At 66.5% G+C, this 17,144-nt stretch carries 16 protein-coding genes and 1 pseudogene; 5 read left to right on the top strand and 12 right to left on the bottom strand.

The genetic code is table 11. The annotated features are described in order from the left end of the window. Positions 1–51 precede the first annotated feature (51 nt). Positions 52–2,037, bottom strand: coding sequence for a transglycosylase SLT domain-containing protein (locus tag ABE423_RS18400; protein ID WP_346487078.1), 1,986 nt, complete (start codon positions 2,035–2,037; stop codon positions 52–54). A gap of 151 nt (positions 2,038–2,188) precedes the next feature. Here ABE423_RS18400 and ABE423_RS18395 point away from each other — a divergent pair, with 151 nt between their 5' ends. Beyond that, a complete protein-coding gene (locus tag ABE423_RS18395; protein ID WP_032128960.1) occupies positions 2,189–2,596 on the top strand; it encodes a biopolymer transporter ExbD in 408 nt (135 codons plus the stop codon). A gap of 9 nt (positions 2,597–2,605) precedes the next feature. Here the strand turns inward: ABE423_RS18395 and ABE423_RS18390 are convergent, their stop codons facing one another. Next, positions 2,606–3,208, bottom strand: a complete 603-nt coding sequence (locus ABE423_RS18390) for a hypothetical protein (RefSeq protein WP_180838422.1) — start codon at positions 3,206–3,208, stop codon at positions 2,606–2,608. 102 nt (positions 3,209–3,310) lie between these two features. Between ABE423_RS18390 and ABE423_RS18385 the strand changes: the two genes are divergently transcribed. Continuing rightward, positions 3,311–6,172, top strand: coding sequence for a TonB-dependent receptor (locus tag ABE423_RS18385; RefSeq protein ID WP_032128961.1), 2,862 nt, complete (start codon positions 3,311–3,313; stop codon positions 6,170–6,172). Positions 6,173–6,242: 70 nt separating this feature from the next. Here the strand turns inward: ABE423_RS18385 and ABE423_RS18380 are convergent, their stop codons facing one another. The 4 genes from ABE423_RS18380 to ABE423_RS18365 form a co-directional block, all read right to left on the bottom strand. Next, on the bottom strand, positions 6,243–6,677 hold the full coding sequence (locus ABE423_RS18380) for a hypothetical protein (protein ID WP_125895800.1): 435 nt from the start codon (positions 6,675–6,677) through the stop codon (positions 6,243–6,245). A 172-nt stretch (positions 6,678–6,849) separates the two neighbouring features. Beyond that, positions 6,850–8,994 carry a ferric-rhodotorulic acid/ferric-coprogen receptor FhuE gene (gene fhuE / locus ABE423_RS18375; RefSeq protein WP_346487074.1) on the bottom strand — a complete coding sequence of 715 codons (2,145 nt, stop codon included), beginning with the start codon at positions 8,992–8,994 and terminating at the stop codon, positions 6,850–6,852. Between the two features lie 172 nt (positions 8,995–9,166). After that, on the bottom strand, positions 9,167–9,718 hold the full coding sequence (locus tag ABE423_RS18370) for a M23 family metallopeptidase (RefSeq protein WP_346487072.1): 552 nt from the start codon (positions 9,716–9,718) through the stop codon (positions 9,167–9,169). Positions 9,719–9,795: 77 nt separating this feature from the next. Beyond that, positions 9,796–10,278 (bottom strand): Lrp/AsnC family transcriptional regulator, encoded by a 483-nt coding sequence (locus ABE423_RS18365; RefSeq protein WP_032128965.1) that lies wholly within the window; start codon positions 10,276–10,278, stop codon positions 9,796–9,798. Positions 10,279–10,350: 72 nt separating this feature from the next. Here ABE423_RS18365 and ABE423_RS18360 point away from each other — a divergent pair, with 72 nt between their 5' ends. Further along, positions 10,351–11,226, top strand: coding sequence for an EamA family transporter (locus tag ABE423_RS18360; RefSeq protein ID WP_032128972.1), 876 nt, complete (start codon positions 10,351–10,353; stop codon positions 11,224–11,226). Positions 11,227–11,284: 58 nt separating this feature from the next. Here ABE423_RS18360 and ABE423_RS18355 read toward each other — a convergent pair whose 3' ends face one another. From ABE423_RS18355 to ABE423_RS18340, 4 genes are all read right to left on the bottom strand, one after another. Continuing rightward, positions 11,285–12,022: an endonuclease/exonuclease/phosphatase family protein gene (locus tag ABE423_RS18355; RefSeq protein WP_005419292.1), complete on the bottom strand. Its 738-nt coding sequence runs from the start codon at positions 12,020–12,022 to the stop codon at positions 11,285–11,287. A 53-nt stretch (positions 12,023–12,075) separates the two neighbouring features. After that, positions 12,076–12,906: a thiol:disulfide interchange protein DsbA/DsbL gene (locus ABE423_RS18350; protein WP_346487069.1), complete on the bottom strand. Its 831-nt coding sequence runs from the start codon at positions 12,904–12,906 to the stop codon at positions 12,076–12,078. Positions 12,907–13,012: 106 nt separating this feature from the next. Then, positions 13,013–13,663 carry a thiol:disulfide interchange protein DsbA/DsbL gene (locus ABE423_RS18345; RefSeq protein WP_180838419.1) on the bottom strand — a complete coding sequence of 217 codons (651 nt, stop codon included), beginning with the start codon at positions 13,661–13,663 and terminating at the stop codon, positions 13,013–13,015. Between the two features lie 106 nt (positions 13,664–13,769). Further along, a complete protein-coding gene (locus ABE423_RS18340) occupies positions 13,770–14,570 on the bottom strand; it encodes a c-type cytochrome (RefSeq protein ID WP_180838418.1) in 801 nt (266 codons plus the stop codon). Between the two features lie 156 nt (positions 14,571–14,726). On the opposite strand from ABE423_RS18340, the gene yihA reads away from it, so the two are divergent. Together yihA and ABE423_RS18330 are read left to right on the top strand one after the other, a co-directional pair. Continuing rightward, positions 14,727–15,329, top strand: coding sequence for a ribosome biogenesis GTP-binding protein YihA/YsxC (gene yihA / locus ABE423_RS18335; protein WP_041864681.1), 603 nt, complete (start codon positions 14,727–14,729; stop codon positions 15,327–15,329). A gap of 40 nt (positions 15,330–15,369) precedes the next feature. Further along, the gene (locus ABE423_RS18330; protein WP_065724691.1) at positions 15,370–15,801 is read left to right on the top strand and encodes a hypothetical protein; all 432 of its coding nucleotides are present in this window, start codon (positions 15,370–15,372) and stop codon (positions 15,799–15,801) included. A gap of 65 nt (positions 15,802–15,866) precedes the next feature. On the opposite strand, the gene ABE423_RS18325 is transcribed toward ABE423_RS18330, so the two are convergent. Both ABE423_RS18325 and ABE423_RS18320 read right to left on the bottom strand, forming a co-directional pair. After that, positions 15,867–16,841: an MBL fold metallo-hydrolase gene (locus ABE423_RS18325; protein ID WP_346487066.1), complete on the bottom strand. Its 975-nt coding sequence runs from the start codon at positions 16,839–16,841 to the stop codon at positions 15,867–15,869. A 91-nt stretch (positions 16,842–16,932) separates the two neighbouring features. Then, positions 16,933–17,144: pseudogene (locus ABE423_RS18320) on the bottom strand (hypothetical protein); the annotation flags it as partial.

The following is a 17,144-nucleotide window of genomic DNA, read 5'->3' as shown; positions in this document are numbered from 1 at the left end:
CCCTTGGATAATGGCCGAAGCCGGCCAGCGGCCGGCACGACCGCAGTGCGATCAATCGCCGCCTTGGTCCGCGTTGGCGGCGCAGCTGAAGCTCTTGCGCTTGTCCACCAGGCGGCCCATCAGGCGGTCGCTCAGCGGCAATGCATCGCCATTGAGGCGCCAGTCGTAGATCACGCTGAAGGCCAGCACGCGTGCGACGTACTCGCGGGTTTCCTTGTAGCTGATGGTCTCGATCCACAGGTCCGGGTCATAACCCGGGCGCTGGCCCTGCCAACGCGTGGTCGGGGTCGGGCCGGCGTTGTAGGCGGCGATGGTCACGTACGGCAGACCGTCGTACTTGTTCATCAGCTGGCGCAGATAGGCGGTACCGATGGCGATGTTGGTGTCCGGGTCGTACAGGCTGTCGGCGCCGCCGTAGCCGGTCAGGCCGATCGACTTGGCCACGCCGGCACCGGTGGCCGGCAGCACCTGCATCAGGCCCATGGCGTTGGCAGGCGAGCGCGCGCGCGGGGTGAAGGTGCTCTCGGCGCGGATCTCTGCCGCCACCCAGGCCGGATCGATCGCATTGCGCGCCGATTCGCGGCGGATGGTGGCGTCGTGGTGCAGCGGGAAACGCAGGTCGTACAGGCGCTGTTCCTGCGGCTGCTTGCCGAGTGCGAACACGGCGCGGTCGAACCAGCCATTGTCCTGCGCCACGCGAACGGCGAGGCGGCGCTGGGTGTCATCGAAGCGCGACAGCGCACTGTTCCATTCGGCCACGGCCCAGCCGGCGCGGTCGATCTGGTACAGCGCCATCGCGCGCTGGATGGCTGGGTCGCGCGCGATCACCGTTTGTGCCTGCGCGCTGTCGTTCGGCTTCCACGGGCACAGCGTGTAGCCCTGCTGCAGTTTGTCGGCGGCGAGGAAACCATGGAAGGTCGGTGCGCGCGCGGCCTCGCGGAACAGCGGCTGCGCCTGTTGGGCCTGGCCGGTCTTCTCCAGCATGCGGCCTTCGAAGTAGCGCCAGCGCGGGTCGCTGCGCTGCTTGCTGCCCATCTTGCGGATCGCGGTCAGCGCCGCCGGCCAGTCACCGCGCGACATCGCTTCGCGCACGCGCCACTCGTGCAGGCGTTCGTCGTACGCCGATTCCGGCACCGCGTTGAGGCGCCGCGCCGAATCGGGCAGGTAGGACGCCACCGTCCACAGTGCGATCTGGTACAGCACCTGGCCCTGCTGCTCGGCACTCAGGCCCAGTGCCTGCGCGTACTGAGGCAGCTGCTGTTCGGTGGCGCCGGGATCGGCCTTGGCCAGCTTGGCCAGGCCATCGGTGGCGATGCGCCGGCTGCGCTCGTTGCGCGGCCAGTTCAATGCGCTGGCGTTGGGCTTGTCGACAAACGCGGCGTAATTGTTGGCCAGCGCCAGGTCGGTGGCAGGCAGGCCCCGTGCGGCGCTGCGCATCACAGCGGGTTGCTGGGCGTCGGCGGCAGCGTCGATGCGTTCCCAGCGCAGGGCGTCGCTCAGACCTCCCTGTGCCTGCAGCACGGCAAAAACGGCATCACAGCCGTCCGGCAGCGACTTGCCGTTCTTGCGCCACAGATCCTGCGCTTCACTGATCCACTGCGGATCAACCTTGCCGGTCACCTGGCGCGCGGTCAGCTGCGCACAGCGCAGGCCGGCGTTGTCGGTGGGCGCCCAGTTGGCGAGCAGGGTCGGCCAGTCCTGGCGGCGTGCGACCGAGGGCAGCCATACGCTGCGGAACGTGGTGGCCACGGCCTGGCCGTCATAGCGCTTGAGGAAGGCCTGCGCCTGCGCGGTATCGACGGTGTCGATGTTGCGGCGCAGGTTGGCGTACTCCAGCCAGCCGTATGCCGGATGGCGGCTGAGTGCGGCGGCCTGGCCGGGATCGAACTGGCCGCGTTCGGCGGCAGCGATCGCGGCCTTCAGCTGCGCGTTCTGGGCGTCGAGGGACTGGGCATTGGCGCAGCCGATCAGCAGCGTGGTGGCCAAGGGCAGCAGGGACAGGGCGGTCGAAGAGCGTCGGGTCATGGCGGGCAGCATAGCGGGCAATGGCTGAATTCAGTTTCGCATTGCGTGCACGCGATGGGTCGGCAACGGCAGCTGAATGCTCGTGCAGCAGGCACTGCCTCGCGAGCCTGCGGGCGACGTAGTGTCGAGCTTGGGCGAACGGCCCGGCTGCAGGGAGCGGCACATGGCGTTCAGTAGCGCAGGAAGAAGCGGCCCGCTGGCGGACATCAATGTCACGCCACTGGTGGATGTGATGCTGGTGCTGTTGATCATCTTCATCGTGACCGCGCCGATCGTGGCCCGGCCGATTGCCGTGCAGTTGCCACAGGCCACCGATCGCGTGGTCGACCGTCCCGAACCGCCACCGCCGATCGAGCTGCGCCTGGACGCTGCCAACCAGCTCAGCTGGAATGGCCAGCCGATGGCGATCAGTGAGCTGCAGGCGCGTCTGCAGGCACAGGCGGGCGAACATGCCGGCAACCTGCCGGAGCTGCGCATCGCCACCGATCCGGCGGCCGAATACGAAGGCATGGCGAGGATTCTGGCCGCAGCCGAGGCGACCGGCATGGAGCGCATTGCGTTCGTGCGGTAGTGCGATGTCTCACTGCCGCTCATGCGGTGATTGCTGCATGAGCGGCGCTTCCCCTGCTGACAGCGTCGCATCCAGGATCCGCAGAAAGGCCATTTCAATCTGCGCTGGAACCGGGGTTGGATGTGCTCGCCACCTTCCGGTCCCAGGGGCACGTTCAACGTCGAAAGCAGTCAACTCGGCTCTCTCGAAATCCACCACAACCGTCAATCCCTCTCCCGAGGCCAAGGCCGCATCGTTGGGAGAAGGGCAGTTGTTGCACTCGATCACGCCGCCTGCTCTCGATTCGCCCGCCAGGGAAAAAAGCAGCGTCATCACCGTCGTGACACCCAGCACCGCACTCACCGCTTTCATGATCGACCCTCCCGCGAATGGCTGGAGGTGCGAGTCTGCGCTGGATCGACTAGCGGCGCCTTCTGAAAGAGGGAATTTCAAACTATTCCTGAAACGGTCCGGCAGAGACCCTTTCCATGAATGTGGCAGCCCCCGGCGCGCGCTGTCGCAGCCGGCATCAAGGCTGCCTGTCGTGAACAATATCGTCCGGTCATAACCTGCAGCCATCTGACGCAATCGGCCTGCAATTGCGTCAATTCCGCGTGAAAGAGTGTCGATCATCACGCCGCGATTTTTACCACTTGTTTACAAAGGAGACGGCGCCGCCATGCAGGGAGGGAGTGCGGCAGCCCATGTCCCGACATTCCTTTGGAGAGAGAGCGAATGAATCACCTGCACCACCGCCCTTTGGCGGTTGCCGTCGCGCTGTGCGTGATGACCCTGGCACCGTTGGGTGCCGCTGCACAATCCACCACCAACCTCGATGCGGTGGAAGTCACCGGTACCCGCATCAAGCGCGCTGAAGTCGAAGGCCAGGTGCCGATCCAGACGCTGACCCGCGGTGATATCGAACGCACCGGCCTGACCTCGATCGGCGAAGTGCTGCAGCAGCTCACCGGTTCCGGTTCCGCGCTCAATGCCAAGTTCAATTCGTCCGGCAACTTCGGCTTCCCGCCCGATGGCAGTGGTGTAGGTGCTGGCTCGGCGCAGGTGGACCTGCGCCATCTGGGCGCCAAGCGCGTGCTGGTGCTGGTTGACGGCATCCGCTGGGTCAATGAGTCGTCCGCCTCCGGTGTGGGCTCGGCCACCGACCTCAACACCATTCCGCTGGCCATCGTCGAGCGCATCGAAGTGCTCGAAGATGGCGCGTCGTCGCTGTATGGCTCCGATGCCATTGCCGGTGTGGTCAACATCATCACCCGCCGCGACTTCGATGGCGGCCAGGTGACCCTGAACTACGGCGAGTACAGCAAGGGCGATGGCACGCAGAAGGGCGTGGATCTGGCCTGGGGCAAGAGCGGCGACCGCTTCAGCCTGTTCCTCGGCGCCAGCTGGACCAAGCAGGATCCGGTGTTCGCCAAGGACCGCGAGCAGTCGCGCTTCCCGATTCCCGGCACCGGCCTGGCCTTCGGCAGCGGTGGCATTCCGCAGGGCCGTTTCATGTTCACCGACCCGAACACCGGTGCGGTGCAGAACATCGTGCCCAATACCGGCGTGAGCAACCCGCGCTACGACGGCAGTGCCGGCTGCGCGCGCACCGATGACTATCACTGCTTCACCAGTGCTGATCGCTTCAACTTCGCCGAATACAACATGGTGCTGACACCGTCAGAGCGTAAGGGCCTGTTCGGTCAGTTCCGCTTCGACATCACCGACAACGTGCAGTGGTACGTCAAGGCACTGGGCAACCGCCGTGAGTCGACCAACCAGGCCGGCCCGGAGCCGCTGTTCTTCGGTCCCGATGGCGCCACCGGCAATCCGCTGGCCGACAACATCACCGTGTCTGCACTCAACCCGTACAACCCGTTCGGCTTCGACCTGGTCTCGGGTGACAACCTGAGCCTGATCGGTCGCCGTCCAGTAGAGGGCGGCGCGCGCGTGTTCAAGCAGGAAGTGGACACCACGTATTTCGCCACCGGCTTCGTCGGCAACTTCCAGGCGGCTGACCGCAGCTGGTACTGGGACGTCAACGGCATGTACAGCAAGAACAAGGCCGAACAGACCAACTACGGCAGCTACAACATCTACAACGTCAACATGGCGCTGGGCGATCCGTCCGTCTGTGCGGCGACGCCGGGCTGCGTGCCGCTGAACATCTTCGGCGGTGCCGGTTCGATCACTCCGGACATGCTGAAGTGGATCCAGCCGGTGGTGCGTGACCGCAGCCAGAACGAACTGAGCCTGTTCACCGCCAACCTGTCCAGCGACCTGTTCACGCTGCCGGCCGGCCCGGTGTCGTTCGCTACCGGCTTCGAGTATCGCAAGTACGAGGGTTCGTACCAGCCCGATCCGCTGACGGTGGCGGGCCACTACAACGGCGTGCCTTCGCAGCCGACATCCGGCTCGTATGACGTCAACGAGGCCTACCTGGAGTTGAGCGTGCCGATCTTCGCCGACTCTTCATTCGGCAAGAAGCTGGACCTCAGCCTGGCCGGCCGCTATTCGGACTACTCCACCTTCGGTGGCGAATTCACGCCCAAGTACGGCCTGCGTTGGCAGGTGACCGACGATTTCGTGCTGCGCACGACCTATGCCGAGGGCTTCCGTGCACCGTCGATCGGTGAGTTGTACGGTTCGGCCGCGCGTGCCGACCTGCAGTTGTTCGATCCATGCTCGGTGGGCCTGGGCGGTACGCCGCCGCGCGGCAGCGCCGCCAACTGTGCCGCGCTGGGCGTGCCGGCCGGCTTCCAGCAGGCCAACTCGCAGATCTCGGTGACCACCGGCGGCAACCGCGAGCTGGATCCGGAGCGCTCGCGCAGTTTCAGTGCCGGTTTCGTGTGGAGCCCGTGGTTTGGCAACAACACCTCGTGGTCCGAGCGCTTCGACGTGGAGGTGACCTTCTATCGCCATGCCATCGATGGCGCGATCCAGGCAATCAACGCGCAGACCCAGCTGGACCTGTGCGTGGAAACGCTGGATCCGATCTACTGCGATGGCATCACCCGCGCCAATACCGGTGCAGTGAGCAGCTTCAACAACCGCCTGACCAATCTCGGCTCGATCAAGACCGATGGCTGGGACGTGGATCTGTTCTGGACGTTGCCGCAGAGCTCGATCGGCCAGTTCAAGCTGGGCTGGAAGAACACGTTCGTCGGTCGCTACGAGGCCACCGGTGCGGCGGGCCAGAAGCAGCCGCAGAAGCCGGGCGTGGAAGTGGCCGACAGCTCGATTCCGGAATGGACCAGCAATGCCAGCATCGGTTGGACGCTGGACCGCTGGAGTGCCAACTGGACCGTTCGGCATATCTCCGAATTGACCGAGAACTGCGGTGACGCCTCTGTATTCCCGGTCTGCAGCAACCAGGCCGCAGGCACCAATACGCTGTCGGCCACCACCTTCCATGACATGCAGGTGGGCTACAAGATCGACTGGATGAAGGGGCTGCAGCTGACCGCTGGCCTGAACAACGTGTTCGACAAGGATCCGCCGATCTGCCTGTCGTGCTCGTTGAACGGTTACGACGCTTCGACCTATGACATCCCGCGTGGCCGCTACTGGTACCTGCGCGCGGACCTGCGTTTCTGATGAAGGGACGGCGCCGGGCTCAGCCCGGCGCCGTTGCAGCGTCGAGCCATGCTCGACTCCATGAAGGTGGTCAATCCGGAATGTCCTGTTCCGGGTCATCCTGTTCAAGGCTGGCACGGCGGAACGCGGTGCGTGCCCATCCCAGCCCGGCCACGATCATCATCGGCCCGACCGCGAAGGCGGGCAGTGAGGGAATGCGGAACTGTGGCAGTGTTTGGACCAGCAGGTTGTACAGGATCCAGGCCACCAGGATCAGGCCGATCCCCGCGCACAACAGTCCGAACAGCACCTGTGGAATGCCCATTGCCAATCCCAGCGCGCGCTCGGAGCGGGTGGGAGTGGGGATGGCGCGCAGTTCACGGCCCAGATCGAACCAGAACAGGATCGCTCCGGGCAGGCCGATCAGCAGAAGCAGGATGAAGTAGCCATTGCCTGTAGCGACCATCAGCGGCAGCGAAGAGAACAGGGCCACGAGCGAGAGACCGAGTTTCGTGCGGGTGCGCATGGCCGGTCGTCCTGGAGGGGAAAGGCGCGGAGGTATCCGTCTGCGCGACGCTACACCTGCAAGGGCAGCGCGGCAAAGGGGGCGCCGAGCGCCCCCGTTGTGGTGTCGAGCCGTGCTCGACGACCCCGTGTGATCGAGTCGAGCATGGCTCGACGCTACAAGGCCGGTTGGATCAGAACGCCCAGGTGAACGTCAGCGAGCCATTGCGGCCGTCGCCGTAGGCACCGTAGCCGGTGATCTGCGAGTAGTACTTCTTGTCCAGCAGGTTGTTGAGGTTGGCCTGCACGCTGAACTCCGGCGAGATGCGGTAGCGCACGAAGGCACTGACCAGCGCGTAGCCTTCCTGTTCGAAACGGCCCACTACCGGCGCAGCGTAGTAGATGCGGTTCTGCCAGTTGGCACCGCCGCCGACGGTCAGTTCCTGCAGCGATTGCGGGGTGTAGCTGGTGAACAGCTTCAGCGCGGTCTGCGGCAGGTTGGTGTTGATGTCGGCGCCGTTGATGTCCTTGGCCACGTAACGTGAAGCACCGAAGGTCGCGTTCCAGCCCGGTGCCAGTTCGCCATTCACTTCGAACTCGAAGCCACGGCTGACGGTGCCACGTGCAGCGATGTAGGCGGTCTCGTTCATTTGCCCGTCGACCTTGTCCATGGTTGCCTGGCCAACGTTGTCCTGCTCGATGCGGAACACTGCCACGGATGCATTCAGCCGGTTGTCGAACCACGCGCCCTTGACGCCGACTTCGTAGCTCTTGCCATCGACCGGATCGAGGTAGCTGCCCTGCTTGTTGCGCAGCGTCTGCGGCTGGAAGATCTCGGTATAGCTGGCGTAGGCGGAGTAGGTATCGTTGATGTCGTAGACCAGGCCGGCATACGGCGTGGTCACTTTGTGCGAGCGGTCGTTGCCTTCGTCTTCGCTCTTCCAGTCGGTGTAGCGCGCACCGATGATCAGCTTCAGTGGATCAGCCAGCGACAGGCGTGCGGCGGCATAGCCGGCCTTCTGGGTGATGGTGCCCTGGCTGGCAAGCTTCAGCGGTCGCCAGTTCGGCTGCGGGAAATCACCGGTCCAGCCGAAGTAGCTGGCCAGCGGCAGGTACTGTGCATTCGGATCGTTGAAGTCAGGCTGGAAATCACCATAGTTGGCGAACTCACGCTTGTTGTAGCTCAGGCCGGCCATGAACTGGTGCTCGCGGCCGAACAGCTGGAACGGCCCATCGATGTAGCCATCGATGCCATCAACCTTGCGCTCGGTGTTGTAGAAGCCGGCCATCGGCGTGATGCCGGCGCCCGTGGTCTTGTTGAACGCGGTGTAGGCCGGATAGAACAGCTTGTCGTCGGCCTTGGTGCGGTCGTGGGTGGCGCCGATCTTGAACTTCCAGCCGTTGCTGAAGGCATGCTGCAGGGTGGCGAACGCACGCTTGCTGGTGGTGTCCCAGTAGGTCCAGTCCGGCGACGGATTGAACGAGGTCGGATAGTTGGTCGGGCTGCCATCGGCGTACCACATCGGGAAGCCGCCCCAGGTCGCGCCGTTGGCGCGCTTCTGCTGGTAGTCGTAGCCTACGCTGAGCTGCGTGTCCGGGGTCAGGTCGGCGTCGATGACGGCATAACCCAGCGTCTTGCGCTGGTTGTAGCGGTCCATCTGACCATCGGTGTCCAGGTAGCTGCCGATCACCCGGCCGCGCACCGTGCCACTGGCGTTCAGCGCGGTGCCCACGTCCACGGTGGTGCGTGTGCGGCCCCAACTGCCGACGTTCACCGAGATGCTGCCGGTCAGTTCTGCGCTGTCGGCGTGTTTGCGGATGAGGTTCACCGAGGCGGACGGATTGCCGGCACCGCTGAGCAGGCCGGTAGCGCCGCGTACCACTTCCACGCGGTCGTACAGCGCAAGATCGAGGCCGGAATCGCCGTAGCTCCAGTTCTGCACCATCTGCGTCGGCAGGCCATCGAACTGGTAGGCATCGATGTAGAAGCCACGCGCGTAGAACTCGGTGCGCTCGCTGTCGGACTGGGTGCTGGTCACGCCGGTGGTGTTGGCCAGCACGTCGATGATGTCGTCCAGCTTCTGATCTTCGATGCGCTGGTGGCTGATGATGCTGACCGACTGCGGGATCTCGCGCGGTGCCAGATCGAAGCGGGTACCGGCCGAGGTGCGGCGCACCGAATAGCCTTCGGCACGTTCGCCCTTGACCACCACCTTGTCCAGCGTGGTCGGATCGGCGGCGGTGTCGGCGAAGGCGGCCGGGGCCACGGCGCAGAGAACGGCAAGCACGGCAACGGACAGCCGCTGCGGCTGCACGGTAAGGAAGGCGGGACGGGTCATGGGGGTCCTGGACGAGCACGCGCGTTCGGCCGGCATCCAGAAGGCGAGGCGCTACGGGTAGGGGAAGGGCGGGCAGGCCGTCCTGGCACCACCGGAAACGAAAGAAATGGTAATACGAACAATTCCTATTTACAAATCATGAACGGATCGATCCGCGGGGGCGCAATGGTGGTCAGCGCAGCAGCGGCAACGGGTCGCGGGGGCCGTTCGTGCCGTAGATGCCCCAGTGCAGATGCGGCGGCGTGCCCTTGGCATTGCCGCTGTCGCCCACGTGGCCGAGCAGCTCACCGGCCTGCACCACCTGGCCGCGCGCCAGGCCCTCGGCCCAGCCTTCCAGATGCGCGTAGTAGTAGCGTTCCCGCCCGGGCCCGATCACCCAGACCTGGCGACCACCGAGGCCGCGTTCGCTGACATCCGCGATGACGCCGGCAGTGACGCTGCGCACCGGCGTGCCGCGCTGGGCGAAGATATCGATGCCGGCGTGGGAGCGGTCGCGGCCGCGCGGCGCGCCGAAGGTATCGGCGATCTGGCGGGGGCGCACACCCTCCACCGGCACCGGGAGGTCGGTGGCCGGCGGCATCTGCGCGAGTGTCCACAGCATCTTTGGTGCGGCGGCCCAGGGACTGTTCCACAGCGCCATCGCGGCAACGACGGCAATGGCCAGCCACAGACCGCGCAGCAGCCAGCGGCGCAGGCGACCGGCAGGAGAGGACGGAGTGCTCATGGTCTCCGACTGTAGCGTCGAGCCATGCTCGACGGCTGTTGCTCTGCGGTAAAAGCGCAGTCGAGCATGGCTCGACGCTACAGAACCGGTGCCAGCGGGACCTCGAAACTCCGCTTCAAGGTGCCCAGTGCCACCGAGGTACGGAAGCGCTCGATGTTGTCATCGCCACCGAACAAGCGCTCGGTGATCGCCTCGTACTCCTCCATCGACGCCGCTGAAAGCAGCAGCAGGAAATCGCCATCGCCGGTGATCGAGTAGCACTGCTGCACGGCCGGGTCGTCCTGCACGCGGCGCTTGAACGGCGCCACCCGCTCGCGCTGCTCGCTGACCACGCGCACCTCGACGATGATGGTCAGCGGCCGCCCGACCTTGGCGGCGGCGACCACCGCTACATTGGCCGCGATCACGCCGCTGTCCTGCAGGCGCTTGATGCGGCGCTGCACGGCCGGGGTGGACAGGTGCACGGCCTCGGCGATTTCGCGCTGCGGCAGGGTGTTGTCCCGCTGCAGCAGGTCGAGGATGGCGCGGTCGAAACTGTCGAGCACGGGGGCGATGGCCATGGCGAGCAGAAGTTGCACGAACGGGCCGTCAATTGAGCCAAGTGCTCGGCGCCGGCGCAATAGACTTTGCGCATGCAGACCTCACGACTCGCGCCGATGTTGCCGGCGCTGGCGGTGCTCGGCTCGGTCACCTCGCTGGCCATCGGCACCTCCTACGCAAAACACCTGTTCCCGCTGATCGGTGCCCAGGGCACCAGCGCGCTGCGCGTGGGCTTTTCGGCGCTGTTGCTGCTGCTGTTCTGGCGGCCATGGCGCTGGAAGACCAGCCGCGTGGATGCGATTACCATCCTGCGCTACGGGCTCACCCTGGGCCTGATGAACCTGCTGTTCTACATGGCCCTGCGCACGATTCCCTTCGGCATCGCGGTGGCCATCGAGTTCACCGGGCCGCTGACGGTGGCGATGCTGTCATCACGACGACCGATCGACTTCCTGTGGGTGGGCTGCGCGGCGGTGGGGCTGCTGTTGCTGTTGCCGATCGGTGGCGGCCCGGCGCTGGATCCGGCCGGCGTGCTGTATGCCATGGGTGCGGCGGCGTGCTGGGGCCTGTACATCGTGTTCGGCAAGCGTGCCGGCCATCTGCACGCCGGGCATTCGGTGTCGCTGGGGCTGCTGGCGGCGTCGCTGGTGGTGGTGCCGGTGGGCGTGGTGCATGCCGGCGCCGCACTGCTCGATCCGAAGATCCTGGCCGCTGGCCTGCTGGTGGCGTTGGTGTCCAGCGCGATCCCGATGTCGCTGGAGATGATGGCGCTCAAGCGCCTGCCCAAGGAGACCTTCGGCATCCTGATCAGCATGGAGCCGGCAGTAGCCGCGCTGTGGGCGATGCTGCTGCTGCACGAGCACCTGCATGGATTGCAGTGGCTGGCGATCGGCTGCACGGTGCTGGCCTCGGTGGGCAGCACGATGACCGCGCGGCGGCTGAAGGTGCCGGTGGTGCAGGCGGGGTAGCGCCGGGCCATGCCCGGCGGAGAGCGTGCCAACCAAGGTTGGCAGCCACCAGGAGCGGTCAGCGCAGGGCGTCCGCCGGGACGTCGATCTGCATCGCCAGGGCGAGGTGATCGGAGAACGCGGCCGGTACGGCTTCCACGGTGCGGGTCTGCAGGCCGCTGCTGACCAGGATGTGGTCGATGGCGCGATCGGGGCGCCAGCTGGGGAAGGTCGGCACGATGCAGCCCGGTGGTTGCAGGCGGGTCTTCTGGTACAGCACCTGCATTTCCGGGCGTTCGGCCAGGCAGTTGAAGTCGCCCATCAGCACCGCATTGGGATGGTCGGACAGCAGCTCGGCGATGAAGCCCAGCTGCGACATCCGCGAACCCGCGCCCAGCGACAGATGGGCTACCGCTACCGCCAGGCCATCGGCGCCGTCGCCGAACTTGGCCAGCAGCACGCCGCGCCCGCCGATGCGGCCGGGCAGGGCGTGATCCTGCACTTCCACCGGTTCCAGCTTGCTCAGCAGGCCGTTGGCGCTGGAGGCGACCCCGCCCATGCGCCGGTTCGGCTGGTGGCTCCAGTAGTTGAAGCCGGCACGCTGGGCCAGGTAGTGGGTCTGGTTGGTGAAGCCCGAGCGCAGGCTGCCCGGGTCGGCCTCCTGCAGGCCGACGATGTCATGTTCGCGCGCCAGGGTGGCGATCGCGTCCAGGCTGCTGCGCTTGCGGCCCGCCGGCAGCGCATGTGACCAGCTGCGGGTCACATAGTCGCTGTAGCGGCGGGTACTTGAGCCGGCCTGGATGTTGGCCGTCAGCAAGCGCAGGGTCCGTGTACGGGGGGAATTCACGGCCGGGAAACGCTTCTCTTGGATCAGTGAGCCTGGGCCGCACCGCGTTCGCGGGCGATCAGGTGGTCGGCAATGCGCAGCATGTCCGGGAAGCTCTTGCCCTTCACCAGGTACTTGCCGTTGACGATGATCGACGGGGTGCCGCTGATCTGGCTGCGCTGGGCGAACTGCTTGGCCGAGTTGGTCTTGGCATTCACCGCGAAGCTGCCCATGGTGGCGGCGAACTGCTTCGGATCCACGCCGTAGGCACCGTAGAACTTGGCGATGTCGTCAACCGAATCGGTGCCGCGCTCGCCTTTCAGGGTCTTCTGCGAATGGATGGCAGCGTACAGGGCTTCGTGGGTCTTCTCCTGCACGCCCAGGGTCTGCGCGGCGTAGAAGGCACGGGCGTAGTTGTCCCAGGTACCGCCGAACATGGCCGGCACGTAGACGAAGTTCACGTCGCTCGGCAGGCCGGCCTTCCACGGGCCGACCAGCGGCTGGAACGCGGCGCAGGCCGGGCAGACATAGCCGAAGATCTCGGTCACTTCGATCTTGCCGGCGGCCGGCTGGAACGGCTGGCCGTTCGGGATCACCTGGTAGTCGGCGCCTTCCACCGGGGCCGGGCCGGTCAGTGCGGTGGTGGTCGGGGCCGGTGCAGCGGCCGGGGCGGCTTCAGCCGCGGCCTTCTCGCCTTCGGCAGCGGCCGGGGCGGCGCCTTCGCTGCCAGCGGCCGGAGCGGCCGGTTCGGTGGTCGCCGGAGCTGCAGCCGGTTCGGCCGGGGCCGCGGTGGTGTTGGTGCTGCCGTCGTCGGCCTTGCAGGCCGCCAGGATCGGCAGCAGCGCTGCGAGGGCGAGGGCGTAACGGATCTTCATGGAAACGTCTCCAGCATCTGGAAAGGTGGGGCCGGCGTCATGCGCCGGCCAGGGGGAAATGATGACACGCGGCGGCGACAGCGCCGTGTCGGTGGTGGGTGTTGGTTCAGCGGCCGCGGGCTGCGCGGGCCTGGGCGATCAGCGCCGAGGCGATGCGCAGCTGGTCGTCGAAGCTGTCGCCACGGACCAGGTACTGGCCGTTGATGATCAGCGCCGGGGTCCCGGGGATCTTGGTGCGCTGGGCGAACGCGCGGGCGGCATCGACCTTCTTCTGTACGGCATCGCCGCGCAGGGCCTGCAGGTAACGGTCCGGGGTCACGCCATAGGCCTTGTAGAAGTTGGCGAGCTCATCGGCCGAGACGTTCTGCATCGGCAGCGAGCCGTCCTGGTGCAGGGCCTTGAACACGGCGGCATGGCTGCGCTTGGCCACGCCGACTTCGTCGGCGGCGTAGTAGGCCAGTGCCCAGGCATCCCAGGCGCCGCCGAAGGCTGCCGGTACCGGAGTGAAGCGCACATCGGCCGGCAGCTTGGCTGCCCAGGCTTCCAGCTGCGGTTCGAAACGGGCGCAGTGCGGGCAGGTGTAGCCGAAGACCTCGACCACCTCGATCTTGCCGGCCAGCGGCTGGAACGGGCCCGGCTGGGCGATGCGCTCGTAGTCCTTGCCTTCGACCAGCGGGGCATTGGCGGGGGTGGCGGCGCAGGCTACCAGCGGCAGCAGCACCAGCAAAGACAACAGCAGGCGGGAAATCAACCTCATCGACACGCATCTCCGTTGAAAAAAGCAACGCCGGCGCGGTCGCCGGCGTGAAGGAAACATACCGCAGCCGCGGGCCGGCGTGGCGACCCGGGCCGACCAGTGGTGGTCAGGGGGCGGCAGCCGGTTGTGCCGGCGCGGTGGCAACGGCCACGTCGTCGGCCTTGTTGTGCAGGCCCTGCAGGTAGCTCGACAGCGCCTGCACCTCCTGCTCGCTCAGCTTCTGCGCAACCGCAGCCATGATCTGGAAGTGCGCCTTGTCGGTCTCGTTGGTCTGGCCGGCCTGGTATTCCTGCAGGCGGCGCGCGACATAGCTGGCGTGCTGGCCACCGATGTGCGGATAGGCCGGCCCCGGATTACCGGCGCCGCTGGGGCCGTGGCAGGCCATGCAGGCCGGCAGGCCGCGTTTGGCGTCACCGCCACGGTACAGCTGCTGGCCGATCTCGTAGAACTTCATGCCCTTGTAGGGGCCGTCGGTGACCGCCGTGTCATCGGCGATGCCGGCAGTGGCCTTCTGCGTGGCGAAGAACGCGCCGATGTCGCGCATGTCCTGCGGGGTGAGGTTCTGCACGAACGGCACCATCGCCACCGCCGCGCCGGAGCTGCGCTGCCCGTTGGCGATCAGGGCCATCTGCTGGGCGACGTAGCGTTCGCTCTGGCCGGCGATGGACGGGTACATCTCCACCGTGGAATTGCCGTCGGCGCCATGGCAGGCCGCGCAGGCCGAGGCCTTGGTCTGGCCGGCCTTGGCATCGCCCCAGTGGGTCTTGCTGAAATCGACCTCCAGCGAGGCGGTGTTGATCGGCCCGTTGTCGGGCAGCGGGGTCAACGTGGTCTGCGCGAACGCAGCAGCGGCAACAACTATGGCAGTGGCAAGGGCGGATACGGCAAGAACGCGAGCGTGGCGCATGCTGAAGCTCCGTATGGACCGGGCCGGGCGGTGGCCGCCGGCATCGCCCGGATTATCAACGCCGTTTCCGCGCACGGTCAACGCAGCAGTGCAGCATTTTCCCGGCGGAGGGCCCGGGGCCGGGCGCGCGGTGCCACAACATGCGATCCTATGCACATGTCATTGCTCATCGAACGCGCTCAATACCACCTCTCTGCCCACAACATGGGGCAGCTGCCGCCCGATGAGGGGGCCGAAGTGGCCTTTGCGGGCCGCTCCAACGCCGGCAAGTCCAGTGCTCTCAACGCATTGACCCGCCAGAACAGCCTGGCCCGGGTCTCCAAGACCCCCGGCCGCACCCAGCAGCTGGTGTTCTTCCAGGTGACCCCGGAAGCCCATCTGGTCGATCTGCCCGGTTACGGCTACGCCAAGGTGCCGCTGGACCTGCAGGCGCACTGGCAGGCCTTCATCGACCGCTACTTCCGCACCCGCAATGCGCTGAGGGGCCTGGTGGTGGTGATGGATATCCGCCACCCGCTGAAGGACTACGACCGGCAGATGCTGGCCTATGCCGTGCAGCGTGGCCTGCCGGCGCATGCGTTGCTGACCAAGGCCGACAAGCTGAGCCGCAGCCAGCAGATGCAGACCCTGCAGAAGGTGCGCAAGGAACTGCACTCCTCCTTCGGTGATACGGTCAGCGTGCAGGTGTTCTCCGGCGCCGCCCGCACCGGTGTGGACGAAGCCCGCGGCATCATCGGCGGCTGGCTGGGGCTGGAATAAGGCGGCCAGCGGTCGCCTGCCTTTTCATCGGGGTGTACGGATGGAAGGATTTGCAGCAACGTTCTGGCAATGGCACGGGGCGGGTGACGGTGCCCGCGTCGAAGCGGCCTGCACCTTGCTCTCTGCCCTCGATTTCCTCCAGCAGGACGCATTGGGCCAAGCGGCAAAGCTGCCGCAGTGTCTTGCCTGTGAGGTCCAGTCGTCGGTCCTGATGCCTCTGGTGGCCGTCATGGACGGTCTGGCCGATCAGGTGCCGCCATTGGGCCAGCAGGCGCTGCTGAGGCTTCGCGCATCCTGCGCTGAGCTTGATGCGACCTCGCTCAGCTGTTCTGATGACGGGATCTTCGAACACGCGCAGTGGCAGGCGATCCGGATGGACGCGCGGCAAGCGGGTTTGTACTTGGCGCTGCAGGAACTGTTGCCGTACCTGGACGAACTACGGGACGCGCAGCGCTCGGCACCCGGCCGGTAGGGCCGGGCATGGCCCGGCGCGACCGGTCTGCTTCCGGGTAGTACCGGCCGCTGGTCGGCGATACCTCATTTCAACGGCGAATACTCCGCCGGCACCCACGCATAGGCCTTGCCCTCGCCACGCACATGGCCCAGACCGGGGAATGGCAGGTGCGCACCGGCCACCCACCAACCGTTGGCGGTGGCCTGCTGCAGCAGGCCGCGACGGCTGGCGATGGCCGCCTTGCGGTCCGAATCGGCCTCGAAGGCCGCCTCCGGGTGCGCGAACTGCACTGCGTGGAAGTGCAGCACATCACCCCACACCAGTAGCGACTGGCCCTGGCTGTCGAACCGGTAGGAGACATGGCCGGGCGTATGGCCATGGGTGTCCATCGCCACCGCGCCACCGGGCAGGGCATCGCCGGGGTTGAAGGTACGCAGGTGGCCGCTGGCCTGGTAGGGCGCTACCGCGTTGCGCGCCAGCGGGAAGGCAAAGCGCACGCCCTGCGGCGCGGTGGCCTCGCTGGCCGGGTTGAGCCAGTAATCGGCATCGGCCTTGGACAGCCACACCGTGGCGTTCGGGTAGGCCGGCTTGCCCTGCGCGTCGAGCACGCCGCACAGATGGTCCGGATGGGCGTGAGTCAGCAGCACCTCATCCACCTCGGCCGGGTCCACGCCGGAGGCGCGCAGGTTGCCCAGCACCTGGCCCAGGCCGGGGCCGAAGCACTGCGCGGTACCGGTATCGACCAGGGTCAGGTGGTTGCCCTGGCGCACAAGGAAAGCATTGATCGCGGTCTGCAGGCCCTTCTTGTCTTCGGGCACGTAACGGCCTTCCAGCAGGCGGCTGACCAGCGTCGGCGGCACGCCCACGACTTCCTGCCGGCCCAGCGCGACCACGCCATCGAACAGGGCGGTGACCTGCAGCGCACCGACGCGCTGGTGGTAGACGCCTGGGACCTGCTGGGTGGGGGCAGGCGACGTGGTTTCGGCCAGCGCGGCCAGTGGCAGGGATGACAGGGCCAACAGCAGGGCGCGGTGCAGCGGCAGGGGACGCAGGGTCATGGTGGTTCTCGGTGGACGACGGGCGGTTCCGTTGCCGTATAGCGTGCCGTGGTCGACGTGTGTGCGGCGCTCAAACCACTACGCGGAATGCTCAGGGAAGGGGTGTTGTCTGCAGGGCTGCGCCCTGCACCCGCAGAGGCAACAGCAACAGCCGAAGCAACAGCAACAGCAACAGCAACAGCCGAGGCAACAGCAACAGCGGGCTATCCGTGGGATGGCGGGGTGGGTCCGGTTGCGGGGGCCGCTGCAAGTACGTCCATGTAAGCTCGGTCGCCGCATCCATGCGGCTCACGCCCCCGCAAC

Source organism: Stenotrophomonas sp. TWI1409, assembly GCF_039673015.1.
GTDB classification, from domain to species: Bacteria; Pseudomonadota; Gammaproteobacteria; order Xanthomonadales; family Xanthomonadaceae; genus Stenotrophomonas; species Stenotrophomonas maltophilia_A.
This window is presented reverse-complemented; position numbering and strand designations above follow the sequence as displayed.